This window comes from Exiguobacterium sp. UBA3968, assembly GCF_002385115.1.
Taxonomy (GTDB): Bacteria; Bacillota; Bacilli; order Exiguobacteriales; family Exiguobacteriaceae; genus Exiguobacterium_A.
Genome location: NZ_DGCW01000008.1, coordinates 196,605 through 223,299 on the forward strand (window position 1 = coordinate 196,605; position 26,695 = coordinate 223,299).

Sequence of the window (26,695 nt, forward strand, 5' to 3'; positions counted from 1 at the left end):
TTTCATGCTTCAGCAGTTTGTTCTAAATACCGCCACGTTGCTTCGACTAGAATACGCGCTGCGTCAAGCATCGCTGGCTCTTTAAAATCAAACTGGGGATGATGATGCGGTGGATAGGAAGCGTCCCCGGCTCCTGTAAAGAAAAATGCACCGGGTACGTGTTGCAGATAATACGCGAAGTCCTCGCCGCCCATCGTCGGTTCGATTTCAAATACATGCTTGTCTCCTAAGATTTCTCGTGCGACGGATTCGATCAATACGGTGGGTACCGCATGGTTGACGACAGCTGGATACCCTTTTTCGTATGTAAATTGATACGTCGCTCCGACCGCCTGACAGATTCCTTTGATCGTCTGCTCCATCCGCTCAATGATTTCGTCCGCTGTCGCTTCATTAAACGTTCGGACCGTTCCTGTTAATGTCGCTTGATCTGCGATGACATTAAACGTATTCCCCGCGTGCAACGTTCCGACGGTCACGACTGCCGGCTCTAGCGGATTAAGTTGACGACTGACGATCGATTGTAATTCCTTGACGATCGTTGCCCCGAGTAAGACAGCATCAATCGTCTCGTGTGGCTTCGCACCGTGCCCGCCTTTTCCATATAAGATCAGCTCGAACTTATCAGCTGCTGCCATGATCGGACCGGTTCGAATACCGACGTGTCCTTGATCGATCGTTGACCAAAGATGCGTTCCGAAGATGACATCGACCCCTTCAAGACAACCGTCGGCAATCATATCTCGCGCACCACCCGGGACGACTTCCTCCGCATGTTGATGAATCAAGACGACATTCCCCGGTAACGATTCCCGCTGTTGCATGAGCGTCTTTGCGACGGCAAGCAACGTCGCCGTATGACCGTCATGACCGCACGCATGCATCACGCCCGGAACTGTCGATCGATACGCGACCTTTTTTCCGTCAGCAATCGGTAAAGCATCGAAGTCGGCACGTAACGCGACGGTCTTCCCCGGTTTTCCTCCACGAATGTACCCGACGACACCACGTCCACCCACTCCTGTCTTGACTTCGATTCCGAGCGTTTTTAAATGTTGCGCGATATAACGCGGTGTCTCGACTTCTTGAAACGATAACTCCGGGTGCTGATGGAGATAACGACGACGCTCCACCATTTCCGGATACAACGCGTCTAGTCCGGCAGTTCGTTCTGACATGTATGTATCCCCCTTATTTTTTTTGATGCAGTGTCTTAACGCTCTCCCGCGTAAATTGGAGACGTTCGAGTGTATCTTCATAGTGTCCCGCAGCATAGGACAAGAATAAGACGTCAATCGCAAACAGTTGAGCCAGTCGTGAACTGAGTGCCGCGCTACGAAGCGGTGCTTCCGGTGCGCGCGAAGTCCAAAGCGCAATATCTGCTAGTTGGCTGATCCGATTGTCCCCAAAACGCGTCAGACTAATAACCTTTAACCCTTGGATTTTCGCCAAGCGAATCAACTCGACGACTTCTTCTGTCTCACCACTGTAGGAAATCGCAAAAAAGACATCTTCTGGGCGTGCATTCGCTAAAATCGTCGCAAGTAGATGCTGATCCGTTTCTTGAATCGCTAGTTTCCCGACACGCGTCCATTTTTGAGCAGCGTCTTCCGCTACGACATGTGACGCCCCGATTCCGTAAAAATAGATTGCACGTGCTTGGTCGATAACGCCGATCGCTTTTGCAATCCAATCATCATTTAACTGCTTCGCTGTATCCTGCAACGCTTGAATACTGTTACTAAGCGTTTTTTCAATCAAGTCGACCGGACGTTCATCCTTTTCGATATCATGATATCCTTTTAAATCCGTGCGTGCCGTATCAGCCGAAATCCGCATCCGCAGCTCTGGATATCCCTTTAATCCGAGTGCACGGCAAAAGCGAACGACTGCAGCAGCACTTGTATCCGACTCCTCTGCGAGTTGGTGGATCGTCATGCGCGCAATTTGGTTCATATGCGTCAAGACGTAGTCTGCGACTTTTCGTGAGGACGATGGTAGTTCTTCTCGAACTGCTCCGATTTGTGAATAGATACCGCCATTCATCTAGATCTCTCCTTTATCATCTTCTTTAAAAGAACTGGCGATTCATCGCGCCGTCCCCGTTTATAGAACTGTTCTTCTTCCATTATGCTCTCTCCTACTGACTTTCGTAAATCTAAAAAATGGGAAAGTGAAACAAAATATCATTCTTCTTCCATACCCTTCCTTTCATACTCATATACTTCTATCTTCAAGCGTTCGTCATACAAAAAAGCGACATTCCGCTAAATAAGGAATGTCGCTTTATAAAGTAAATGGAGAAATCAACGAATCTTGACGATTGGTTTTTTTGTATCCGGATCGAGGAATAGCATCGCTTCCGTATCACCGTTCAAGTTCGTCACAGTGATCGTCGTCGGAATGTTTCGATTATATTCCCAGCGATTCTCAAGCAGGTACGTCACGTACTGAACGAATGCGACGAGTTCTGCTTTTCCGTAAAATTGAACGGGAATCTTCATTTCAAGCTTTTTAAGTTCATCTTCTTGATAGAAGCCTTCCCCCATCATACCGGTGTAGTTCGGGAAGTAGTCTTCTAGACGGTCTTTGAATAAATCAAATTTCGCCGCATCATCACGAACATCATTCGTTGCACGTGCTGACGGGTAGTAGTAATAGCGTTCATTGTAGTTCTTCCAATCATTCGCGCTGATTTGATTCCCGCGACCGATGAATGCAGACGAGAGATAATGACCGGAAACCGGTGAACCTTCTTTTTCCTGGAGGTAGAGGGCGACGTGAATCGGTGTCGTCTTCATACCCTGCGTCTTACGCATTTTCTTGACTAAATTGTTTGCCATCCGCTTCCCTTCAGCAACGACTTTCTTTTCATCAAGTTTAACGGTATAGGTCGGTCCATAGTTTTCATCTTGGAAAACATACTCACTATTTAAGACGAGAGCGATTGATGTACCACCGAGTTCAAGCTTCTTATCTTCTTCAAGCATGTAGTCTTGCTCTAAGATATGCGATAGAATCATAGGTGACTTTTGATTTTTTTCTTTATATGACTTACCTGACGTGTAGGCTGGGTTTAAACCTTCAGGATCGCTGACGCCATCGCCTGCTTTCCCTTTTCGTAACAACCATTTTGCGATTTGGTCGGCTTCTAGTAACTGACCTTCTTGGTAATAGTATTTTTCCGGATCAAAAAATTGTGTCGAATGACGCATCAATCCTGTTTCGATTTCATCGAGTTCAAGACGCGAACTGACACGCTTTTGTGTCATTCCACGTGCGACGCTTGGACGAAACGGTAAGACCGTCCGGTAATACGAATCCGTCGTATCAATGGCTGGACTGACGACGGCTTGGACTTCCTTACCTTGTTCACTTTCAGTAATGACTTCTTTTGTATCGCTACTTGGCGAAAGGTCGAACGAACAAGCACCCAAAAATAACGTGCTCGATAACGTCAACGCTACTGCTTTTTTATAGTTCATCTCTATTTGCACCCCATGTTTTCAAATCGTTCTCTTTATCATAACAGAATCGTTTTCCATCGGGGAAGGACAAGTTTTCCCCTGTTTTTCAAAAAAGATGATGCGCCCTCACGCATCCGAAAGGACTTTTTATCATGACACGCCGTAAATTCATCGGTCTGCTTTTTTTGTTAGCAGGCATCGCACTCATCGTTTGGCCCTTCATCAGTGATTATCAGCGCGAACGAGAAGCTGAACATTTAAAGAAACAATGGACCAACAGTCTAAAAATCGTCGATGCAAAAGAAACCAAACAACCTCTTGCAAAATCAGGTGTCGGATTACTCTCGATACCAAGCATTGATTTTGAACAAGTCATCTTAGAGGGGTCGACGACAGCAGTCCTCGATCGAAGTATCGGTCATATTCCGAAAACCGGATCGCCTGGAAAAGGCAATTATGCGCTCGCCGGACACCGAAGCTTCACAGAAGGTCTCCACTTCAATCGTCTGCCTGACGTCAAGAAAGGCGATACCGTTATCGTCACGACGAAAACACATCGGTATACGTACCGGATCACGTCAAGTCGTCTCGTCACACCGACGACGTTGTCCGTTCTCAATCAATCCGTCGCCTCTCCGACGATTACGTTGATCACTTGCGATCCACCGGAAACGGCAACGAATCGTCTCATCAAACAAGGTACCTTAATTCGAAGCGAGACGATTGCTTCGTGACAATTGGATCAATACGAATAAAGGAAGGCGGAATCCCGCCTTCCTTTATTCATTTAGTTCATATAGCAGTGGTCTTAAGCCTCGTGTTTGGCTAATTCTTCTAACAGACGCGCTTCATCCCAAATTTCGATGCCGAGCGATTCTGCTTTCGTCAGCTTAGAACCTGCCTTTTCCCCTGCGACGAGCACGTCTGTCTTTTTACTGACGCTTCCCGTCACATCGGCACCAAGTGCTTCAAGACGCTTCCCTGCCTCTGACCGTTTTAGGCTTTCGAGTGTTCCCGTCAAGACGATCGTTTTTCCACCGAGCGGTGCATTCGTCTGATTAACTCGTTCACCAAGGAACTGTTGATTAACACCGAGTTGTTCCAAATCACGAATCAATGCTTGTGCTTCTGGGTGCTCGAAGTACTTTACGATGGAGTCCGCGATTTTCCCACCGATACCATCGATCGCGACGATCTCCTCGTAGCTAGCTGCCGCAATCCCTGCTAACGAATCAAAACGTTCCGCTAAGAGATACGCCGCTTTTTGACCGACGAGTCGAATTCCGAGACCAAACAAGAGACGTTCGACTGAGTTCTGCTTCGAGGCTTCGATCGCCGCAAGTAATTTATCGACGGACGTCTCACCCATTCGGTCGAACGTCAACAACTCGTCGCGATCGAGTCGATATAAATCGGCAATCGTCCGGATTGCTTCATGGTCATACAATTGACGGACGACTTTTTCACCGAGACCATCGATGTTCATCGCTTGACGCGAAACGAAGTGAATGATACCTTCCATCAATTGCGCTGGACATTCCGGACTGACACAGCGGATGTCGACTTCGCCTTCGAGACGGACGAGTTCCGATTGACAGGCCGGACAATGGGTCGGGAAGACGATTGGTGTCTCTTCTCCCGTTCGCTCTGCCGTGACGACTTGTACGACTGCCGGGATGACATCTCCCGCTTTTTTGATGATGACCGAATCTTGAAGGCGAATATCTTTTTCGGCGATGAAATCAGCGTTATGCAGTGTTGCATACGTCACCGTCGATCCTGCAACGACGACCGGTGCAAAACGGGCACGCGGCGTCACTTTCCCGGTCCGACCGACACTGAAATCAACGTCTTCGACTGTCGTCATGACTTCTTCCGCCGCAAACTTATAGGCTGTCGCGAAGCGGGGACTTTTTGCTGTGAAGCCGAGCTCTTCCTGATCATCGTATCGATCGACTTTCAGGACGATTCCGTCGATCTCATATGGCAGGCTCGCACGTGCTTCTGTCCAATGTGCGATGTAGGCAAGAATCTCTTCGACCGTCTCACACGTCTGCATATGTTGATTGGTCGGTAAGCCAAGTGAAGCGAGTTGCGCCATCGCTTCGCTATGTGAACGAGCCGTCAACGTATTGACGCCGACGCCATACACGAACAACGACAGATTACGCGACGCCGTGATCGACGAATCCAACTGACGCAGACTACCTGCTGCCGCGTTACGTGGATTCGCGAATAACGTCTCTTCCCGGCTTGCCCGGTCTTCATTCAATCGTTCGAACGATTGTTTCGGCATATAGGCTTCACCGCGGACTTCGACCGTCTCTTCTGCCTGTAGACGAAGCGGTAAGGCTTTGATTGTCCGTAGATTCTGCGTGATGTTTTCGCCGACTGTTCCATCACCCCGCGTCGCCCCACGAACGAATCGACCGTCTTCGTATTTCAGCGAGATGGCAAGTCCATCGAATTTCAGTTCGGCGACATAAGTTGTCGAACGTCCGAGCGACCGCTCAATCCGAGCGACCCATTCGCGAATTTCTGTCTCATCAAAGACGTTTCCGAGTGACAGCATCGGTAAGTCATGCGTCACCTTCTCGAACGCTTCAAGCGGTACTGCACCGACGCGCTGCGTTGGCGAGTCTGGCGTGATCAGTTCCGGATGCGCTGTTTCTAGCTCCGTCAGTTCACGAAGCAATTGATCGTACGTCGCATCTGGTACCGTTGGTTGATCCAGTACATAATATTCGTAGCTATATCGGTTCAATGTTTGACGAATCTCATCTATACGCTGGCTTGCATCCATCTGTGGACCTCCCGTCATACCTTTTTAATCGGTGCGAATTTTGCGAGCAATCGTTTGATTCCGACTGCTGGGAATGCGATATCGATTTCAAGATTATCTCCTTCACCCCGAGTCTGGACGACTGTACCGAGTCCCCATTTCCCATGCTCTGCCTTATCTCCGACCGACCAACCGAGCGTTTCCGCACCTGACGTCTTCATCGCTGTCGGTTTACTGATTGAACGACCGATGACCGCTTTGCCTTGTGGGACAGGGCGATCTTCCCATGGGAGTGGCTTCGCTTTTTTACCGGTCCGCTCGATGACGACTTCCGGCAGCTCCGCTAGGAACCGTGATTCTTGGTTTGCGTTCGTTCGTCCGTACAGGGAGCGCATCCGCGCATGTGACAAGTAAAGACGTTTCTCAGCACGTGTGATCCCGACATACGCGAGGCGACGTTCTTCTTCCATCTCGTCTTCATCTTGAAGCGAACGGCTATGCGGGAACAAACCTTCCTCCATCCCAATCAAGAAAACGACTGGAAACTCGAGTCCTTTTGCCGAGTGGAGTGTCATCAACGTGACTTGTTCTTCCGGATCCGTCTCGTCGAGTGAATCGACATCGGCGACGAGTGTCAAGTCAGTCAAGAAGGCGATGATCGTCCGGTCTTCCGGATCGGCTTTTGCCGTCTCCTTCTCAAAGTTCTGTGCAACGGTGATAAACTCGTTGATGTTCTCAAGACGACTCTGTGCTTCAAGCGTCTTATCTTCCTTCAGCACTTGACGATAGCCCGATTTCTCAAGCACTTCTTCAACCAGTTCTGAAAGACTGATGAATTCTTGCATTTGACTGAGTCCGAGAATCATCGTCCGGAAATCCGTCAATTTCGCTGCCGTTTTTGGTGCGATACTCGACAATTCGATATCGCGAATCGCTTCCATCAGTGACACGCCTTGTAAATCGGCGAAATCACGCAGCTTATCAATTGTCGTCGCGCCGATACCGCGTTTTGGTTCATTGACGATTCGCGCGAAGGACAGGTCTTCGTCCGGATTCGAAATTAAACGGAGATAAGCGAGCACGTCTTTGATCTCTTTACGATCGTAGAACTTCGTGCCGCCAATCATTTTGTACGGAACGTTCGATTTGAGAAGTGTTTCCTCGATCGCACGCGATTGTGCGTTCGTCCGGTATAAAATCGCGATATCACTCAGTTTCATCCCGTAGCGAAGTGAATTCCGAATTTCCTGGACGATATAAAATGCTTCTTCCCGCTCGTTCTCTGCCGTATGAACGATCAGCTTCTCGCCTTCGTCGTTATCCGTCCAAAGTTTCTTATCTTTACGTGTTGAGTTGTTTTGGATGACATGGTTGGCCGCTTCCAAAATTCGTTTCGAGGAACGGTAGTTTTGCTCGAGTAGAATGACGGCTGCATTCGGATAATCCTCTTCGAACGAGAGGATGTTCGCAATGTCAGCACCACGCCAGCGGTAAATCGACTGATCCGAGTCCCCAACGACACAGAGATTCTGATGTCCCGAAGCTAACAGATTGACGAGATCATACTGAGCTTTGTTCGTATCTTGATACTCATCAACATGAATGTAGCGAAACTTCTTCTGATAGTACGCAAGGACATCCGGACTCTTCTTGAATAACTCTGTCGTTTTTCCGATTAGATCATCAAAGTCGAGCGCGTTGTTCCGGCGTAGGACCGCTTCGTATCCTTTATAGATTTCAGCAACGGTCTTCTCATACGGACTCGTCACGATCGAGGCGTAGAATTCAGCACTGCGTAATTCATTTTTCTGTGACGAGATGATCGTCAGCATCGATCGCGGATCCCATTTTTTAGGGTCCAAGTTTTGTTCCTTTAAGACGAGCTTGATCGCCGATTGCTGATCACTTGAATCAAGGATCGTGAAGTTGCGATCGTATCCAAGCTGATCGATGTCGCGACGTAACATCCGGACACACATCGAGTGGAAGGTCGAGACCCAAATATCGTTTGCGACACCACCGACCAAACGACCAATCCGGTCCCGCATTTCCCGCGCTGCCTTGTTCGTGAACGTAATCGCAAGGATGTTCCACGGCGCGACTTGTTTAGCCGCCATCAAATAAGCGACCCGGTGTGTCAGGACGCGTGTCTTCCCGGAACCGGCTCCTGCCATGATCAGCAGTGGACCTTCCGTATGCTTGACTGCTCTTGCTTGCTCAGGGTTTAGTCCACTGACGAGCTGTTCACTCAAATTAAACATATCAATAGCCTCATTTCTTATATTCCGAACTTTTGTTCCTATATTTTATCGTGTCGCTGCGACGGTCGCAAGCGCTGCTTTTAAATCCTCATAAATGACGTTCCCAACGACGATCGTATCCGCATACTGCAACATCTCACGCGCCCGCTCCTCGGAGTCGATGCCGCCGCCGTAAAACAGGCGTGCCTGCTTCAACACATCGCGAACGGCTGCTACTCGTTCCGGTTCCCCGTAAACGCCACTGTATTCGAGATAGACGACCGGTAAGCGGAAGACGCTATCCGCAAGTTGTGCGTAAGCGACGGTTTCATCCAACGTTAACGGCTTTGCTTGTGTCACACGCGCGACCTTCGCATCAGGATTCAGGACGATATACCCTTCCCCGACAAGATCAGCGTGCGCCAGCATATGACCGACTTGTTCTAATGCCTCGACCTGTTTTTCGACGACATACTCTAATGTTCCCGCATTCAGGACCGTCGGCGTCAAATACGTATCGAATCCCATCGTTGCGGCTTCGAGTTCTGAAATCTCAAGTGCCACCGCGACTGGATATCGTCGCAAACGCATTAAGAGATCAAGCGTTGCATCGAGTGTGATGTCATCTGTTCCACCGACAAGAATCGCATCCGTTCCGGACGTCGCAATCGCCTGTAGGCTAGCATCATCAATTGGTTTTGCTGGATCTAGTTTAAAGACATGTCGCCATTCATTAAAAGGTAATAACACGGTTCGTCCCATCCTCTCTTTCTCATTCCACATTCAGTATAAAACAAAAAACCATCTCGCGCAGAGCGAGATGGTCAGACGTGTGTCCGTCGTTTCGTCAACACTGACGCCAGTAACAACGCAAAGACGGCATATACCGGCACGAATGCCCACGGTTCTGCCAAAAAGAAGCCGAGTACCGGAACGTCCAGTAACGGTGAATCTGGCGAACAGAGCGCTCGCCCATTGACGAGCGCCAAAAACGGTAAGACAGGCACAGCAAAGATATACGCGAAGTTGATCCAAAAGGCACGTTTCATACAAGAGCCTCCTTATCCGATAATGACGGATTCCTTCGGATAGTTGTAGTTACGTTTCGGTTGGTTCGCTTTCAACAGAAGAACGAACGAGATGACACCGATTCGACCAATGAACATCAGCACAGACAACGTCCATTTTCCGATATCCGATAATTGATCCGTGATGCCGAGCGATAGACCGGTCGTACCGAACGCTGAACACGCTTCAAAGAACAGCACCAGGAACGGCGCGTCCTCAACGATCAACAAGACGATCAATCCAACCATCGTCACGCCAGTCGAGACGACGATGACGACAAAGGCTTTCCAAATATCCGATTGACCAATCTCACGACCGAAGATTTTGATACCATATTCCCCTCGTATGAAGGCGATGACACTCAAGACAGCGACGGCGAACGTCGTCGTTCGAATCCCCCCACCAACGGAAGACGGTGACGCTCCGATGAACATTAAGAGCGACAAGACAAAAATCGAGGCTTGTGAGAAGGACGTGATATCGATCGTCGTCAATCCACCGTTACGAGTCGTAACGGATTGGAACAAGGCGTCGACGAGCTTCTCATCGATTGGTAAGCCTTTAAAGGATTGGTTCCATTCGAATAGTAGTAGTGCTACCATTCCAAAGAGAACGAGAATGAAGAACGTCGACGCCGTCAATTTCGTGAACAGTGAAAAATGATACGGTTGACGTGTCGCTTGACGTGTCGCCCGGTAGGAAATATAACGTCGGACTTCAACGAGTACCGGAAAACCGATCGCGCCGAGCGTCAAAAGCAGAATTTGCATGAAGACGACGAACAAATCCCCGCGAAACGGCAGTAACGATTCTCCCGTGATATCAAAACCGGCGTTCGTCGTCGCACTGACCGATCCGAACAACCCTTGAAGCATCGCTTCTCCGAGCGTCGGAAAATACTTTGTGTAGTACAGCCCGAGAATCAAAGCACCAATCAATTCAATCGAGACGATGATCAAGATGACTTCCCGAATGTATTTGACGACACCTTGCATCGTCGTCTGGTTCTGATCTCGGACGACGAGCTGACGCTCCCGGAAGCCAATTCGTTTTCCGAGGATGACCCACATCGCGATATGAAGCGACATCAAGCCAATCCCGCTGACTTGTACTAAAATCATGATCATGAAGTACCCGAACGTCGTAAAGGTATCCGAAACCGAGACCGTTGTCAGACCGGTGACACTAACACAACTGACCGCCATGAAGACAAGGTCCGTGAAGTCCCAGTCGTAATTTCCTTTCGTCGACCACGGTAAGCCGAGCAGAATGATCCCAATGATGACAGCAACGAAGTAGATGATGACGAGCGACTGGATAGGCGTCAGCTTACGAATGAAATGTTGAATTCTTTGTTGTAACGCAAAATCCAATGTAACACGCCCCCCTTCATAAAAGTAGCGGATAACATTAGTTATCCGCTACTTCTTGCTCGATAAGACCTAGGCGGGCAAGCGCCAGATCATAACCGCCCGAACCGTAGTTCAAGCAACGTTTGACACGCGAAATCGTTGCTGTTGAAGCACCGGTCGCCTTTTCGATTTTGTGATACGTATTGCCTTCACGTAATTGACGTGCGACTTCCAGACGTTGGGCGAGCGCCTGGATTTCGTTGACGGTCGCTAAGTCTTCGAACAACGTATAACAATCTTCTAATGAATCCATCTTCATGATGGCTGTAAATAACTGATCTAATTCTTTTCCACGCAATTTATCGAGTTGCATCTTGTGACTCCCTTTCCCATTCAATTGCTCTTTAATAGTTTAAAGCGCGACGTTTTAAAATTCAAGCGTCATCGCAAAATCGCCGGGAAAAGGACTTTTTTCCGAAGGACTTCGTAAATACCTTGTGGTGTGATTCGCACATATGGTAGATGTGTAGACGCTAGGAATAGCAACGTATAGACCGGATCTTCAAAGGCATATCCACGGGCAAATAATGCCTCCCGTAAAGCGGTTTCTTGAACGATCAAATCCTCGAGTGGTAAGTCGGACGTCTGCCCCATTAAGGTCAATGGAACTTCAGCGATGACTTCTCCGTCTTCGACGAGAACGATTCCACCGCCAAATGTTTTCATCCGCTCAAACGCGACTTGCATATCTCGTTTTGATTTACCGATCATCAAAATATCACCACTAATCGAGTACGAACTGACGAGACCTCCGACTTGTGTCGCAAAGTTCTTCAAGACGGTATTCAAACGCCACTTCCCTTCGCGGTCCAGTAACATCAGGAAGGATTCATCGCAACCTGCTGGTAGCATAGGTACACTCGTGTCATGCTCGACTTGATAGAGCTTCATGATGACGGAATTGACCATTTCAAGACCAACCGGCATGCTGAATGAAAAATCCTGCTCCGTTAAGGAAATCTGGACTTCTGATTGTGGCATAAGGGCATAAGCAGCATCAAGCGCTTCGGCTGGGTAACATGGAATGTCGGCTTGACGGACCCATATGCCGCGTGCAAGTACAGCGATAGGTGTCGGAGCATCTTTTGCCTCAAGGAAATTGAGATGTGCAATCCGTCCTGGCGCGATACTTCCGAGTAGATGATCGAAATTAAAATGACGTGCTGCATTGTATGACGCAATCCGGTATGCTTCTTCGACCGGAATGCCTGCCTCGAGCATCAGTCGGATCGTCTCATCCATCATACCCGCTTTATAAAAGGACGGTGTCGAACCATCTGTTGTCACTAGTACCTTATCGAACTGCGTCAATCCCGCTTCGACAAGCCCCTTAAAGATATCCGGTAGATCCGGACGAATCGATGAATAACGAATCGTCGTCGTATAACCAAGTTCAAGACGTGTCATCGCTTCTTCGACCGTCATTGCCTCGTGATCACTCGTCACACCATACAGCGCCATCTTTGTCAGCGTCTTCGCTGAAGCACCAGGGAAATGACCTTCGATTGGTTTTCCAAGTTTGATCGCATCCTGCATCCAGTGGAGCAGTTCATCGTCCCCTTGCGAGAGACGTGGCCATCCCGTCAACTCACCCGCTTGGATGACTTGTGGATGTTTAAGCCATGCTTGAATCCGGCGATTATCGATCGAGATACTATCGGCATCAAGCTCGGTCTGCGCGTCGAGTCGTGCCCACCAGTACATCGAGGTCGGTAAGTCCGCTAGCGCCTCGACTTGAGCAAACGCTTGCTCCGTCGGCTCTAATAATAACAACATGTTGTCGTTGACGAGGGTCGATGTTCCTCGCTCTGCTGCGAATTTTGCAAGACTCGCTGGATTATAAAGTTGAAACGGATGGGCATGAGGTTCAATGTAACCGGGTACGATATATTGACCTGTCGCATCATGGTAGGCATCGGCTTGTTCCGGCATCTCTGGACCGACATAGACGATCCGGTCGCCACTGATCCAGATGTTCGCCGTCCGCCATGCTTTGACACCATGATTTAGGTAAGTGGCATTCTGTATGACAAGTGTCGGTGCAAGCTTTCCGCTGATGACCGCTTGGTGTGTTCGTACTTCAGATTTCGTCCAAGGGGATCTTCCACAATTTTTTTTCACGAAAGCTCGACCTCCTTTATTTTATTGAAAACGCTTTCTTATAGTTCTTATACTAAAATGTTGCTAAGTAAGTTTCAAGAAGTTTTGCCCCGTTACGGATTCATTTGGTCAAAATAACACAAATTCGCCATGGAAGACAAATCTTTTCGTGCACTTCGCCAAGAAATAAAAAAACCAGACGAGACTCTGTCGAGTGCGTCTGGTTCAACTATCATGATTCATGTGAGGCACGAAAGGCTTTTTGAGCGATATCAGTTCGGTAAAAGAATGGCTGATGCGTCACGTCTGGTAAGTTCGCATAGACCTGTTCGACAGCTTGCTCGATCGTCTCTGCACGACTGACACAGACGAGGACACGTCCACCGGCTGAGACAAGTTGACCGGATTGTTCTGCTGTTCCGGCATGAAAAACGAGAAGGTCATCCCCGATCTGATCGAGTGGAATCATTTGTCCCGTTTTTGGCGCTTCTGGATATCCTTCTGCAGCGACGACGACACCGACAGCTGCTTGGTCCGTCCAAACGACTTCTGGTGTCTGTCCGTCCATCAGTGGTCTGATGACATCAAGTAACGGTGTCTCTAAGCGTGGGAGAATGACTTCCGTCTCCGGATCACCGAACCGAGCATTGAACTCGATGACGAACGGTCCTTGTTTCGTTAACATCAGACCGGCATAGAGGAAGCCAGTGAACGGTATTCCTTCGCTTGCCATCTGATCGACGAGCGGCTGTATGATGCGATCAACAGCTTCTGTCGTCAACGCTGCCTCGTCCCACTGAGGTAACGGTGAATACGCGCCCATTCCTCCTGTGTTCGGACCTAAGTCACCGTCAAATGCCCGTTTATGATCTTGCGACAATACCATCGGAATGACCGTCTCTTCGTGGACGAACGCCATCAACGAACACTCTTCCCCGACCAAACACTCTTCGATGACGACGCGGCTTTGCTGCCCGTATTCCCCGGCAAACGTATCGTGGATCGCTGCAAGTGCCTGGTCCACAGTTTCTGCGACCGTGACCCCTTTTCCGGCAGCGAGTCCGTCGGCTTTGATGACAATCGGTGCACCCGCTTTGCGAACATACGCTTCTGCCTCTGCTGCTGAAGTAAAGACGGCGTGAGCAGCGGTCGGAATACCGGCACGCGCCATCAATTCCTTCGCGAACTGCTTACTTCCCTCGATTGCCGCAGCTTCCCGTGTCGGTCCGAAAACCTGCAGTCCCGCTGCCTGAAAGGCGTTAACGACCCCGAGAACGAGTGGTCCTTCTGGTCCGACGATCGTCCAATCAATCTGTTCGTCTTGTGCGAACGCCACGAGTTCATCGATGGCATTTTCGGCAATCGGAACACATGTAGCTTGTGTCATCCCGGCATTCCCAGGCGCAGCATACACTGTCTCGATCCGTTCATCCTGTGCCAGCTTCCAGACGAGCGCGTGTTCACGCCCTCCTTTACCAATCACCAATACCTTCATTCAAATCGCCTCCGCTTAGTGTTTGAAATGTCGAACGTTCGTAAAGACCATCGTGATGCCGTGTTGGTTACACGCATCGATCGACTCTTGATCGCGAATCGAGCCGCCTGGTTGAATGATTGCTGTAATGCCAGCTGCTGCTGCCGCTTCGACCGTATCGCCCATTGGGAAGAAGGCATCGGAAGCAAGGGACGCGCCGATCGCTTTTTCTCCAGCTTGCGTGATTGCAATGTTCGCTGAACCAACACGGTTCATCTGTCCTGCACCGACACCGACGGTTACTTCGTCTTTTGCGAGAACGATCGCATTCGACTTGACGTGTTTGACAGCGCGCCATGCGAGTTTCAAATCTTCCCATTCCGCTGCTGTCGGTTTGCGGTCTGTCACGACACGTGCTGCTGCATCATCTAATGTCTCATCGTCACTGTCTTGGACGAGCATACCGCCGGCAACTGCTGTATAGCGGATCGCTTGAACACGTTTGACGTCGAGTTCAAGCAGACGAATGTTCTTTTTCGCTGACAATAAGGCGAAGGCTTCTTCCGTGAAGGACGGGGCAATGATGATTTCAAGGAAGATACCGCTTAGTTGTTCTGCTGTCTCTAGGTCGACTTCACGGTTCAAGGCGACGATGCCTCCGAAAATTGAAACCGGATCGGCTGCATGCGCGCGACGGAATGCCTCTCCGATCGTTGGACCGACGGCAACACCACACGGGTTCATGTGTTTGACGACGACGGCTGCTGCTTCGCGGAACTCGTCGAGAATTTCGAGTGCAGCGTTCGCATCTTGGATGTTGTTATACGACAACTCTTTACCATGCAACTGTTTCGCTGAAGCGAGGGAAGCCCCACGGTAAATTGGTGTTTTATAAAAGGCTGCTTCTTGGTGTGGATTTTCTCCGTAACGGAGATCCTGGACTTTCTCAAGCGTGATCGTCAACTGGTCCGGGAACTTCTCGCCTGTTTGCGTCAAGAAATAATCCGCGATCAACGCATCGTACGCCGCTGTATGACGGAAGGCTTTCGCTGCAAGACGTTGGCGTGTCTCAAACGTTGTTCCACCTTCAAGAACCTCAGCAACGACTGTTTCGTAATCAGCTGGATCGACGACGACCGTCACAGCCGCGTGGTTCTTCGCTGCAGATCGCAACATGCTTGGACCACCGATATCGATGTTCTCAATCGCATCCGCATAAGCAACGTCTTCTTGTAAAACTGTCTGCTTGAACGGATACAAATTGACGACGACGAAATCAATTGGTTGAATCTGTTGCGCAGCCATCTGTTCGCGATGGGATTCAAGATCACGACGACCAAGTAGTCCACCGTGGACCATCGGATGAAGTGTCTTGACACGTCCATCGAGCATCTCTGGGAATTGTGTGACTTCACTGATACCAATGACCGGAAGCCCAGCTTCCTCTAATGCTTGATGTGTTCCGCCTGTCGAGACAAGCTCGATCCCTGCTTCATGAAACGCTCGTCCTAGTTCGACGATCCCTGTTTTATCCGACACACTAATTAACGCTCTCATACGTTTGCCTCCTCTTTCATCCACTCTTCGATGACTTGCGGATACAGTCTATGTTCGACACGCTGAATCGCTTGTTGCAACGTTTCACGCGTCATCTCTTTTGTAATCCGAACGGCTTCTTGAGCCATGATGGGTCCTGTGTCCATTCCTTCATCGACTATATGAATTGTAACACCTGTGATTTTAACTCCGCCACGAAACGCTTGTCCGATCGCATCTTTTCCCGGGAACGCCGGAAGCAGCGACGGATGAATGTTGACGATTCGCCCTGCGTATCGTCCGAGCAACTCTTCCCCGATCAAACGCATGTACCCGGCAAGGATGATCCGTTCAACACCTTTTGCTTCAAGACGAGCGATGATCTCCCGCTCAAAGCTCGGTTTATCCGGATAGTCCTTTGCTCGAAAGACGAAGATGTCACATCCACGTCGTTTTGCTCGCTCGATGACTGTTGCGTCCGGTTGGTCGCAGACGATCAGTTCGATCGAGGCATGTAACGTCCCTGCCTCGATTGCTTCAAAAAGTGCTTCGACATTACTACCGCTTCCTGATGCAAAACAGGCGATCTTCATGCGTCGACCCCTTGAATCCGGACACCTTCTTGATCGGTCACGTGACCAATCACGTACGCCGTCTCATTTTCACGAGCGAGGCGTGCTGTTACTTCCGCGACATCTTCCGGTTTGACGATCAACATGAAACCAATCCCCATGTTGAAGACATTATACATGTCATGTCGTGGCAGATCACCTGCTTGCTCGAGCCAGTCGAAGACCGGTAACGTCGGCCACTTTTTCGGATCAAACGATGCACCAAGACCCTCTGGCAAGACGCGTGGTACGTTTTCGTAGAAACCGCCACCTGTAATATGGACCATCGCTTGAATCTTTTCCGTCTCAAGGGCAGCTTTGACCGCTTCGACGTAGATACGTGTCGGCATGAGAAGCGCATTACCAAGTGTATGACCGAGCATCATGACTTCATCTTCGTAGCTAAGGCCACTCTCGGCGACAATTTTACGGACAAGTGAAAAGCCGTTCGAATGGACACCGGACGAAGCAAGACCGAGAATGACATCGCCTGCTGCGACCTTGTCACCGGTAATCAATTTTTGCTTCTCGACGGCACCGACGGCAAAACCAGCGATGTCGTATTCGCCATCCGCATACATCCCTGGCATTTCTGCCGTCTCACCACCAATCAACGTACAGCCCGCTTGGACACATCCTTCAGCAACACCGGCGACGATCCGTTCGATCTTCGCTGGAATCGCCTGACCGAGCGCGATGTAGTCGAGGAAATAAAGTGGTTCTGCACCTTGGACGATGATATCGTTCACACACATCGCAACACAGTCGATTCCGATCGTATCGTGTTGTTCGAGTGCGAAGGCAAGCTTGAGTTTCGTACCGACCCCGTCTGTCCCACTGACGAGGACCGGTTCTTTCAACTGCAATTGGCTGAGGTCGAACATCGCACCAAAGCTACCGAGTCCCGTTAATACTTCTTTGCGCATCGAACGGGCGACGTGTTTTTTCATTCGAGTGACGGACTCATATCCTGCCGTCAGACTCACACCTGCTGCTTCGTAATGTTTGCTCATGTTCTTCCCCCATCTATCAAAGTTTAGCTTCTAACTCGAGCGAACCGAGCGGTGTCGGATACTCTCCTGTGAAGCAAGCGGTACATTGTCCTTTTAATGGTCCATCGAACGGGCGGTCGATTGCATCGACCATACCCGGTACAGTTAGGAATTCAAGTGAATCAGCACCGATTTCTTGACGGATTTCTTCCGGCATCAACCGGGCAGAGATCAACTCGTCTTTTGACGATGTATCAATCCCGTAATAACATGGATTCGTAATCGGTGGTGCCGTGATACGGACATGAACTTCCGTTGCACCGGCTTCACGTAATAAACCGACGATGCGGCGACTCGTCGTTCCTCGGACGATCGAATCATCGACCATGATGACACGCTTCCCTTGTACGACACCGCGTAACGCAGACAACTTCATTTTGACCCCACGTTCCCGTAACTCCTGTGACGGCTGGATGAACGTCCGTCCGACATAACGATTCTTGATCAATCCCATTTCATACGGAATACCACTCGCTTCCGCGTAACCGATCGCTGCCGAGATACTGGAATCCGGTACCCCTGTAACGACGTCTGCTTCGACCGGTGCTTCTTCATACATCTTTTTCCCGAGTGCTTTCCGGGCCGTATGGACGTTGACACCATCAATGATTGAATCTGGACGTGAGAAGTAGATGTATTCCATCGAACACATCGCTCGTTCGCGTGGTTGCATGTATTGACGAGACGACATGCCGTGTTCTGTGATCGTCACGAGCTCCCCCGGCTCGATATCACGAATGAACTCTGCACCGACGATATCAAAGGCACATGTCTCTGACGCAAATACGATGCCGCCGTCCGGTGTCTTCCCGAGTGACAGTGGACGCAGTCCGTGTGGATCAACCGCCACGAATAACGTATCTTCCGTTAAAAAGAGGAAGGCAAATGCCCCGACAAGACGCGCGAGACTGTCGGCAATCCGGTCTTCAAGTGTATCGAGCTTACTGCGTTTGACGAGATGGGCGACGACTTCCGTATCGCTCGTCGTCTGAAAGATTGCACCTTCTGCTTCGAGTAGATGTTTCAGTGAATCCGCGTTGACGAGGTTCCCGTTGTGTGCGAGAGCGAGATCTCCCGTCCGCGACTTGAAATGCAGCGGTTGGGTATTCTCAAGTGTGTTTCCACCTGCTGTCGAATACCGGACGTGTCCGATCGCATGATGTCCTTTAAGATTCGTCAGTATCTCTTCCGAAAAGACTTCCGTCACCAATCCTTGCCCGCGGTGCGGGAAGAGGTCGTCGCCGTCACTCGTAACGATGCCTGCCCCTTCCTGTCCCCGGTGTTGCAAACTATGCAAGCCGTAGTAAGCGAGTTGCGCTGCATTCGGTTGTCCGAAGATCCCGAAGACGCCACACTCCTCATTTAGTCCTTTGATGTCATATAACACGCGATTGCTCCTTCCCAGTCTCCCTGTAAGGTCGAACGGTCTGCTTCGATCCGTGTCTCTGCCGTCTCGATGACAAGAAGCTCATCGTTCGTGACGACACCGATCGCTTGAGCACCGGTCCGTTGTTCGAATGCTGCAACGTGCGTTTGTGGCACAGTGACGACGAAACGTGATTGCGATTCACTGAACAGATGTAACGTTGGTCCATCAAACTGAACCGTCAACCCAAAGTTCGTTCCAAACGTCATCTCAGCGAGGGCGATTGCGAGACCACCTTCTGATACATCATGCACCGCATTGACTTCACCTGCTTGTACTGCTTGTTGTAACACTTGTAAGCGTGCATGTTCGACTGCTAAATCGATTTGTGGTGCGCGACCGAATGATTTACCGAATTGCATATATTGAAGCTCACTACCACCAAACTCGGCTGTTGTTTCACCTAACAGATAAATCTGGTCACCTGCTTGTTTGACGTGTTGCGTTGTGATCCATTCGGTTTGCTCGTGTAATCCGACCATTCCGACGACCGGTGTCGGGTGAACCGCTTGACCAGCTGACTCATTGTAGAGCGAGACGTTTCCACCGATAACAGGTGTCTCAAGGACACGACATGCTTCTGCCATACCGGCTGTTGCTTGCTGCAACTGCCAGAAGCCTTCTGGTTTATCCGGATTTCCGAAGTTCAGGCAATCCGTGATGGCAAGTGGTGTCGCCCCACTCGCGACGATATTACGAGCTGCTTCTGCAACGGCAATCTGTCCACCGACATATGGATCCAAGTAGACGAAGCGACTGTTGCAGTCGGTCGTCATGGCGAGTGCCTTGTTCGTACCACGGACACGAATGACGGCTGCATCTGATCCCGGTGCGACGACCGTCGATGTCTGGACCATATGATCGTACTGATCGTAGACCCAGCGTTTTGAAGCGATCGTCGGCTGACGGAGTAGTGCTCGCCATGTCTCAACAATGTCCTCGACGACTGGAAGTGTCTCTTCCATCGCTTGAAATTCTTCATAATACGCAGGCACGCGAGATGGTTTTTCATAGACTGGTGCTTCTTCCGCTAACGCGTCAACCGGAACTTCCGCCACGATATCCCCATGATGGATCAACCGTAAGACTTTCTCTTCAATGACTTCTCCGACGTGAACGGCATGGAGCCCCCATTTGCTGACGATTGCTTCAATCTCTGCTTCGCGCCCCCGTTTGACGACGAGTAACATTCGCTCTTGTGATTCTGAGAGCATCATTTCGTAGGCTGTCATCCCTGTCTCCCGTTGCGGGACGTCATCGAGGTGCATCTCGATGCCCATGCCTGCTTTTGAAGCCATCTCTGCTGAAGAAGATGTTAGTCCAGCAGCGCCCATATCCTGCATCCCGACCAGTGCTGGATGACCAACGATCTCAAGACAAGCTTCAATCAATAGCTTCTCCATGAACGGATCGCCGACTTGAACAGCCGGTCGTTTTGCTTCCGTATCTTCTCCGAGATCTTCCGAGGCAAATGTCGCACCATGAATACCATCGCGCCCAGTCGCTGCACCGACGTACATGACTGAGTTCCCGACACCTTTTGCCTGACCTTTTTGAATATCGGCATGGTTGATCAAACCGATACACATCGCATTGACGAGTGGATTTCCTTCATACGAACGATCAAATCCGATTTCGCCACCGATCGTTGGAATACCGACACAGTTGCCATACCCCGCGATCCCTGCAACAACTTGTTCGAACAGTTGATTAACACGTGGTGTACCGAGATGACCGAAGCGGAGCGAGTTCATGAGCGCAACTGGGCGCGCACCCATCGAGAAGATGTCACGAATGATACCGCCGACGCCTGTTGCAGCACCTTGATACGGTTCAACAGCGGATGGATGGTTGTGGCTTTCAATCTTAAAGACGACAGCCTGCTCATCACCGATATCAACGACTCCTGCTCCTTCACCCGGTCCCTGTAAGACACGTGGTCCAGTCGTCGGGAATTGACGGAGGACGGGTTTAGATGTCTTGTATGAACAATGCTCAGACCACATGACCGAAAACAATCCTGTTTCCGTATAGTTCGGTTGGCGTCCGAGTAAATCGACGACCATCTGGTATTCCGTATCACTTAATCCCATCGTGGCATAAACGCGTTGCTCTTGAATCAATTCTGGTGTTGGTTCAGACTGTTGTTTTAGCATGGTGTGCCCCCTGTTTGACGAGTGAAGTAAAGAGTTTCAATCCATCTGTTCCGCCAGTCAATAGCTCGACTGCTCGTTCTGGGTGTGGCATCATCCCAAGAACATTGCCAGCTTTATTCGTGATCCCGGCGATATCGCCGCGCGAACCGTTCGGATTATCGACATATGTGAAGGCGATTTGCCCGTTCGTTTGGAGCATCGCGTAAGTCGCATCGTCGCAGTAGTAGTTTCCTTCGCCATGTGCGATTGGAATCGAGATCGTCTCGCCTGGCAGATAATCTGATGTAAACCGTGTCTTCGTGTTTTCAACCTTCAGTTCGACCGTCCGACACATGAACTTCAAACCGTTATTTCGATGCAAGACACCTGGTAAGAGTCCCGCTTCGACAAGAATCTGGAATCCGTTACAGACACCGAGGACGGTTTTTCCTTCTGTTGCAAAACGTTTGACCTCTTCCATAATCGGTGAGAAGCGTGCGATTGCCCCGCAACGAAGGTAATCTCCGTAGGAAAATCCACCTGGTAACAGGACACCATCGTAGCCTTCAAGTGATGTTTCGGTATGGAAGACGTATTCGGCTTCTTCTCCGAGCGCATCCTTAACCGCATGGTACATATCTAAATCACAGTTCGACCCCGGAAAGACGATGACCGCGAACTTCATGCTGGCGTCACCTCTTCGATCGTAATCTGATAATCTTCCATCACCGTGTTAACGAGTAGTTTTTGACACATCTCATGAATCATCGCTTCTGTCGTTTCCGTTTCAACGAGCAGTTCAATCTGTTTTCCGATTCGAACACTCTCGACACCCGTAAAACCAAGCTGTTGCAATCCGCCTTTTACAGCAACTCCTTGTGGATCTAAAATGCTTTCCCGTAATGCGATCGATACGATGACTTTTTTCATTGTGTGTTTCCCCCTAGGCGATTGAATAGTGTTTGGTAAGTCTCTGTCAGTGAACCGATATTGCGTCGGAAGACATCTTTATCGAGATGTTCTCCAGTTTCCTGATCCCACAGGCGGCATGTATCAGGTGAAATCTCATCAGCCAGTAGAATCGTTCCATCTGCCGTCTTGCCGTATTCCAATTTAAAATCAATCAACGTGATTCCGTTTTGACGGAAGTAAGGTTGCAAGACTTCATTCACGCGAAGTGCTTTGTCCGACAGCTCTTCTAGCTCCTCAGAAGTCGCAATCTTCAGTAAATTGATGTGCGATGAGGTGACGAGTGGATCGCCTAACGTATCATCTTTATAGTAGAACTCAACGATTGGTGTTTCGAGCACCGTACCTTCTTCGATACCGAGCCGTTTACTCAAGCTTCCTGCGACGACGTTCCGGACGACGACTTCGAGTGGAATGATAGTGACACGACGTACGAGCTGTTCGCGCTCCGAGACACGCTCAATGAAATGTGTCGGAATGCCCGCTTGTTCGAGGATTTCAAAGAAATGACTCGTCAATCGGTTGTTCAATTCGCCTTTTCCAGCAAATACTTCTTTTTTCTCGCCGTTGAATGCCGTGGCCTCGTCTTTATAGACGATCCGGAGCACATCCTGCTCCTGCGTCGTGTACAATCGTTTTGCTTTTCCTTCATAAAGTGGTTGCATCGCTTTCGTCCCCCATGATCCTAAGATGTAGACGGGGCAAGTGCCCCGTCTCAGGTTGATTAGTTCAAGCCACACCGTTCAAAAATTTCATCGACACGACTCGTATGGTACGTCGGATCGAAACACGCATCAAGCTCTTCTTCTGTGAAAAGCTGTTGAATGTCCTGTTCTTGCCACAATAAGTCACGGAACATGATTTGCTCTTCCCACGCCTGCATCGCACGCGGTTGAACGAAATCATACGCTGCTTCACGCGACCAGCCTTTTTCGATTAAAGCGAGTAAGACATGTCCAGAGAAGATGACCCCAAACGTCCGGTCCATGTTCCGCTTCATGTTGTCCGGGAAGACCGTCAAGTTCTTCACGATGTTTCCGAAACGGTTCAACATGTAGTTGAGCAGTCCTGTTGCGTCCGGAAGAATGATGCGTTCTGCCGAAGAGTGCGAGATATCCCGTTCGTGCCAGAGTGAGACGTTCTCGTACGCCGTCACCATGTGTCCACGGATGACTCGGGCAAGACCTGTCATGTTCTCAGAGCCGATCGGATTCCGCTTGTGCGGCATCGCCGATGATCCTTTTTGACCTTTAGCGAAGAATTCTTCGACTTCACGCGTTTCCGTCTTTTGTAGACCTCGGATCTCCGTTGCCATTTTTTCAATCGATGTCGCGATCAGAGCAAGCGTCGACATATAGTGTGCATGACGATCGCGTTGTAACGTCTGTGTGGAAACTGGAGCTGGTTTCGTTCCTAACTTTTCGCAGACGTATTTTTCAATGAACGGATCGATATTCGCGAATGTTCCGACGGCTCCTGACATCTTGCCGTATTCGACCGTCTCACGTGCTGCTTCGAAACGGACTTTGTTTCGTTTCATCTCTTCGTACCAAAGCGCTAGTTTCAGACCGAACGTCGTCGGTTCTGCATGTACGCCATGCGTTCGTCCCATCATGACCGTATATTTATGTTCGTTCGCTTTGACTTTTAAGATGTCGATGAATCGATCGAGATCCGCAGCAAGAATGTCATTTGCTTGCTTCAACAGATATGAGAGTGCTGTATCGACGACGTCCGTTGACGTTAGTCCGTAATGAACCCATTTACGTTCTTCTCCGAGTGTCTCAGAGACAGCACGCGTAAAGGCGATGACATCATGACGTGTCTCTTGTTCGATTTCAAGGATCCGGTTGACATCAAAAGAGGCATTGTCCCAAAGTAATTGAACGTCCTCTTTCGGGATGACTCCTAGTTCACTCCATGCTTCACACGCAAGAATCTCGACTTTTAACCAAGCCTCGAATTTGTTTTGTTCGGTCCAGATCGCTTTCATCTCAGGACGTGTATACCGTTCGATCATTGAACTGTCTCCTTCCATATCGACAGGCGTTCGACTTCTGCCAAAGCATCGTCGACCGTGTCCGCAAGGATGTTTAAATGTCCCATCTTGCGACCTGTCTTGGCTTCTGCTTTTCCATATAAGTGAACTTTCGTCCGAGCGTTCAGTCTCGGCAGTTCCTCGTATAATGCTGTGACATGCTGACCCAGGATGTTCGCCATGACGACCGGTGTCGTCAGACGGGTATCACCGAGTGGAAGACCACTGATGGCACGGATATGTTGCTCGAATTGGGATGTTTCGCAAGCATCGATTGAATAGTGACCCGAATTGTGTGGTCGGGGTGCTAGTTCATTGACGATCAGTCTAGAATCGACGACGAACAACTCGATGGCGAGTGTACCGATCAACCCGACAGCATCCGCGATCGATTCAGCGAGCGCAATTGCTTCTTGTTCGAGCGATTCCGAAATGCGAGCCGGTACGATCGATAGATGCAAGATATTTTCCCGATGAATGTTCTCACTGACTGGGAAGACGCGTGTTTCTGTTGCGCTTCGCGTCACGATGACGGAAATTTCCTGATCAAACGGTAACCACTGCTCCGCGACATACTCTGTCGGTTCGAATCGTTCGATTGCCGCTTGGAACTGTTCTTCCGTCCGAATGACGGTCTGTCCTTTTCCGTCGTATCCGAATCGTGCTGTCTTCAAGACGAACGGTAATCCGAGTCGTTGCTTCGCTTCCTCTAAGTCAGCAGGATCTGTCACCGGATAGTATGGAGCGACGGAATGCCCGATGCGTTCAATCATCTCTTTTTCTCGAACCCGATGTTGCGTTTGAAAGAGGAGATTCGTTCCGTGAATCAGTTTCGTTCCGATCGCTTCAGCGACTTCCGTTGAGATATTCTCGAATTCGTAGGTGACGACATCCGATTCAGCTGTAAGTTGCTTCGCTGCTTCAATATCCGTGAAAGCTGCCTGAATGTGTTGATCCGCCACTTGCGCACACGGTGCGTTGTCTGTTGGATCAAGCGTCAGAATCTCAAAGCCCATCTCACGGGCGGACAGTGCCATCATTCGACCGAGTTGACCTCCACCTAATATTCCGATTCGCTTCATAGTAGGTTCCCTCCAGATGCAATGACGTCCCCTTCGAGTTCAACACGCATATGATCGAGCTTACGGGCAAGTCGTTCATCTTGAATCGACAGAATTTGAGCGGCTAGCAATCCAGCGTTTTTTGCGCCTGCTTCTCCAATCGCGACTGTTGCAACCGGTACACCACCTGGCATTTGAACAATCGAGAGCAAGGAATCAATTCCTTGGAGCGCTTTACTCTTCACAGGAACACCGATGACGGGTAATGTCGTTTTAGCGGCGACCATGCCTGGTAGATGAGCGGCACCGCCTGCACCGGCAATAATGACCTTCAGTCCTCGTTCACGTGCTGATTCAGCATAACGAAACATCAGATCCGGTGTCCGGTGTGCGGAGACGACTTTTTTTTCATACGGAATCTCAAGTTGCTCCAACACATCGCATGTATGTTTCATCGTTTCCCAATCCGATTGACTTCCCATGATGACGCCGACTTCTACATTTCCCATCGCTGTTTCCTCCTTTGTGCATAAAAAAAGCCCAAACCACGGCTAAAAGGGTGGCTTAGGGTATAAAAAGGTACGCCAAAGAAATATCGACGAACATCCATATACCCCATAGTCCAACGATTTAGGGTCGTTGGGTAGAAACTTGCAAGCCATATCCCTGCTATTATACGAGGTGTTTATATTCAATCATCCTGTCACGACTTCATCTTAACAAGTCCATCCCAAGGCGTCAACCAAAGGCGAACAATTTAATTATCTGAAAATTTATCGTTCGGTTTTAAAAGCGGTTTTTCTGATTTCATCGATTGTCCATTCGGAGTTTATTTTCTTGAAAGGCATCACATGGAATCAAGAACGAAAAGAGCACCCTCCACATGAATCGGAGGATGCTCTAGGCAGTTACTCATTCTCTTTCACTTTACAATCGAAGACGATTTGTTGACGAATTGGATACGGTTCGCCATTAGCGTCTAATCCAAAGATCGGTTCTTCTCGTCGGACCGTCGGGCGGTATCCCATGGCATCGATACGATCCAAACAAGCACCAATCGTCTCGTTCTCTTCGACGGCTACACGTAGTTTCGTTTTTTTCGCCATATCCCTGTTCAGTCCCTTCATTAAAATGGATACGTGTCTTTCTACAAAAAGACACAAAAAAGCGGCGGCCCTTGAGCGTATGCTCCAGAACCACCGTTTGCCTGGCAACGTCCTATCCTCACAGGGGGAAGCCCCCAACTACTTTCGGCGTTCAAGTGCTTAACTTCCGTGTTCGGCATGGGAACGGGTGTGACCACTTGGCTATCGTCACCAGACGA

At 49.6% G+C, this 26,695-nt stretch carries 24 protein-coding genes, 1 rRNA gene and 1 riboswitch; of the genes, 1 reads left to right on the top strand and 24 read right to left on the bottom strand.

The window, feature by feature from the left end; all coding sequences use genetic code 11:
* Positions 1–2: 2 nt before the first annotated feature.
* From B3S86_RS14895 to B3S86_RS14905, 3 genes are all read right to left on the bottom strand, one after another.
* Positions 3–1,178, bottom strand: coding sequence for a M20 metallopeptidase family protein (locus B3S86_RS14895; protein ID WP_290754210.1), 1,176 nt, complete (start codon positions 1,176–1,178; stop codon positions 3–5).
* A gap of 13 nt (positions 1,179–1,191) precedes the next feature.
* Positions 1,192–2,046: a MurR/RpiR family transcriptional regulator gene (locus B3S86_RS14900; protein ID WP_290754212.1), complete on the bottom strand. Its 855-nt coding sequence runs from the start codon at positions 2,044–2,046 to the stop codon at positions 1,192–1,194.
* A gap of 260 nt (positions 2,047–2,306) precedes the next feature.
* Complete coding sequence (locus B3S86_RS14905; RefSeq protein ID WP_035412315.1) at positions 2,307–3,485, bottom strand: CamS family sex pheromone protein; 1,179 nt, start codon at positions 3,483–3,485, stop codon at positions 2,307–2,309.
* A 134-nt stretch (positions 3,486–3,619) separates the two neighbouring features.
* On the opposite strand from B3S86_RS14905, the gene B3S86_RS14910 reads away from it, so the two are divergent.
* Positions 3,620–4,201 (top strand): class D sortase, encoded by a 582-nt coding sequence (locus B3S86_RS14910; protein WP_290754214.1) that lies wholly within the window; start codon positions 3,620–3,622, stop codon positions 4,199–4,201.
* A gap of 74 nt (positions 4,202–4,275) precedes the next feature.
* Here the strand turns inward: B3S86_RS14910 and ligA are convergent, their stop codons facing one another.
* The 21 genes from ligA to rrf form a co-directional block, all read right to left on the bottom strand.
* Entirely contained in the window at positions 4,276–6,270 is a 1,995-nt protein-coding gene (gene ligA / locus B3S86_RS14915) for an NAD-dependent DNA ligase LigA (protein ID WP_290754216.1), read from the bottom strand.
* 14 nt (positions 6,271–6,284) lie between these two features.
* Entirely contained in the window at positions 6,285–8,510 is a 2,226-nt protein-coding gene (gene pcrA, locus B3S86_RS14920; RefSeq protein WP_035412308.1) for a DNA helicase PcrA, read from the bottom strand.
* A gap of 45 nt (positions 8,511–8,555) precedes the next feature.
* Positions 8,556–9,239 carry a heptaprenylglyceryl phosphate synthase gene (locus B3S86_RS14925; RefSeq protein WP_035412748.1) on the bottom strand — a complete coding sequence of 228 codons (684 nt, stop codon included), beginning with the start codon at positions 9,237–9,239 and terminating at the stop codon, positions 8,556–8,558.
* A 74-nt stretch (positions 9,240–9,313) separates the two neighbouring features.
* Complete coding sequence (locus B3S86_RS14930; RefSeq protein ID WP_290754217.1) at positions 9,314–9,538, bottom strand: hypothetical protein; 225 nt, start codon at positions 9,536–9,538, stop codon at positions 9,314–9,316.
* 12 nt (positions 9,539–9,550) lie between these two features.
* Positions 9,551–10,930, bottom strand: coding sequence for a TrkH family potassium uptake protein (locus B3S86_RS14935; RefSeq protein WP_056063401.1), 1,380 nt, complete (start codon positions 10,928–10,930; stop codon positions 9,551–9,553).
* Between the two features lie 37 nt (positions 10,931–10,967).
* The gene (locus B3S86_RS14940) at positions 10,968–11,282 is read right to left on the bottom strand and encodes a YerC/YecD family TrpR-related protein (protein WP_023467078.1); all 315 of its coding nucleotides are present in this window, start codon (positions 11,280–11,282) and stop codon (positions 10,968–10,970) included.
* Between the two features lie 68 nt (positions 11,283–11,350).
* Positions 11,351–13,090 (bottom strand): adenine deaminase C-terminal domain-containing protein, encoded by a 1,740-nt coding sequence (locus B3S86_RS14945; RefSeq protein WP_290754218.1) that lies wholly within the window; start codon positions 13,088–13,090, stop codon positions 11,351–11,353.
* 211 nt (positions 13,091–13,301) lie between these two features.
* Positions 13,302–14,564 carry a phosphoribosylamine--glycine ligase gene (gene purD, locus B3S86_RS14950; RefSeq protein WP_214856360.1) on the bottom strand — a complete coding sequence of 421 codons (1,263 nt, stop codon included), beginning with the start codon at positions 14,562–14,564 and terminating at the stop codon, positions 13,302–13,304.
* 15 nt (positions 14,565–14,579) lie between these two features.
* A complete protein-coding gene (purH, locus tag B3S86_RS14955) occupies positions 14,580–16,100 on the bottom strand; it encodes a bifunctional phosphoribosylaminoimidazolecarboxamide formyltransferase/IMP cyclohydrolase (protein WP_290754219.1) in 1,521 nt (506 codons plus the stop codon).
* Positions 16,097–16,672, bottom strand: a complete 576-nt coding sequence (gene purN, locus B3S86_RS14960) for a phosphoribosylglycinamide formyltransferase (protein WP_290754220.1) — start codon at positions 16,670–16,672, stop codon at positions 16,097–16,099. The genes purH and purN overlap by 4 nt, the downstream gene beginning before the upstream one ends.
* Positions 16,669–17,703: a phosphoribosylformylglycinamidine cyclo-ligase gene (gene purM / locus B3S86_RS14965; protein WP_035412289.1), complete on the bottom strand. Its 1,035-nt coding sequence runs from the start codon at positions 17,701–17,703 to the stop codon at positions 16,669–16,671. The genes purN and purM overlap by 4 nt, the downstream gene beginning before the upstream one ends.
* Positions 17,704–17,719: 16 nt before the next feature.
* Entirely contained in the window at positions 17,720–19,129 is a 1,410-nt protein-coding gene (gene purF / locus B3S86_RS14970) for an amidophosphoribosyltransferase (protein ID WP_290754221.1), read from the bottom strand.
* On the bottom strand, positions 19,105–21,324 hold the full coding sequence (gene purL / locus B3S86_RS14975) for a phosphoribosylformylglycinamidine synthase subunit PurL (RefSeq protein WP_290754223.1): 2,220 nt from the start codon (positions 21,322–21,324) through the stop codon (positions 19,105–19,107). Before purL ends, purF begins: the two co-directional genes overlap by 25 nt.
* Complete coding sequence (purQ, locus tag B3S86_RS14980) at positions 21,305–21,988, bottom strand: phosphoribosylformylglycinamidine synthase subunit PurQ (protein WP_035412283.1); 684 nt, start codon at positions 21,986–21,988, stop codon at positions 21,305–21,307. The genes purL and purQ overlap by 20 nt, the downstream gene beginning before the upstream one ends.
* Positions 21,985–22,233 carry a phosphoribosylformylglycinamidine synthase subunit PurS gene (purS, locus tag B3S86_RS14985; RefSeq protein ID WP_023467069.1) on the bottom strand — a complete coding sequence of 83 codons (249 nt, stop codon included), beginning with the start codon at positions 22,231–22,233 and terminating at the stop codon, positions 21,985–21,987. The genes purQ and purS overlap by 4 nt, the downstream gene beginning before the upstream one ends.
* On the bottom strand, positions 22,230–22,937 hold the full coding sequence (gene purC, locus B3S86_RS14990; RefSeq protein WP_290754225.1) for a phosphoribosylaminoimidazolesuccinocarboxamide synthase: 708 nt from the start codon (positions 22,935–22,937) through the stop codon (positions 22,230–22,232). Before purC ends, purS begins: the two co-directional genes overlap by 4 nt.
* A gap of 59 nt (positions 22,938–22,996) precedes the next feature.
* Positions 22,997–24,292, bottom strand: a complete 1,296-nt coding sequence (gene purB, locus B3S86_RS14995; protein ID WP_035398969.1) for an adenylosuccinate lyase — start codon at positions 24,290–24,292, stop codon at positions 22,997–22,999.
* Complete coding sequence (gene purK, locus B3S86_RS15000; protein WP_290754227.1) at positions 24,289–25,392, bottom strand: 5-(carboxyamino)imidazole ribonucleotide synthase; 1,104 nt, start codon at positions 25,390–25,392, stop codon at positions 24,289–24,291. Before purK ends, purB begins: the two co-directional genes overlap by 4 nt.
* Positions 25,389–25,880, bottom strand: a complete 492-nt coding sequence (purE, locus tag B3S86_RS15005; protein ID WP_290754229.1) for a 5-(carboxyamino)imidazole ribonucleotide mutase — start codon at positions 25,878–25,880, stop codon at positions 25,389–25,391. The genes purK and purE overlap by 4 nt, the downstream gene beginning before the upstream one ends.
* An 89-nt stretch (positions 25,881–25,969) precedes the next feature.
* Positions 25,970–26,071: riboswitch (purine riboswitch) on the bottom strand.
* Between the two features lie 208 nt (positions 26,072–26,279).
* Entirely contained in the window at positions 26,280–26,477 is a 198-nt protein-coding gene (locus B3S86_RS15010; protein WP_023467064.1) for an NETI motif-containing protein, read from the bottom strand.
* A 99-nt stretch (positions 26,478–26,576) separates the two neighbouring features.
* Positions 26,577–26,692: ribosomal RNA gene (gene rrf, locus B3S86_RS15015) — 5S ribosomal RNA — on the bottom strand.
* Positions 26,693–26,695: the final 3 nt, after the last annotated feature.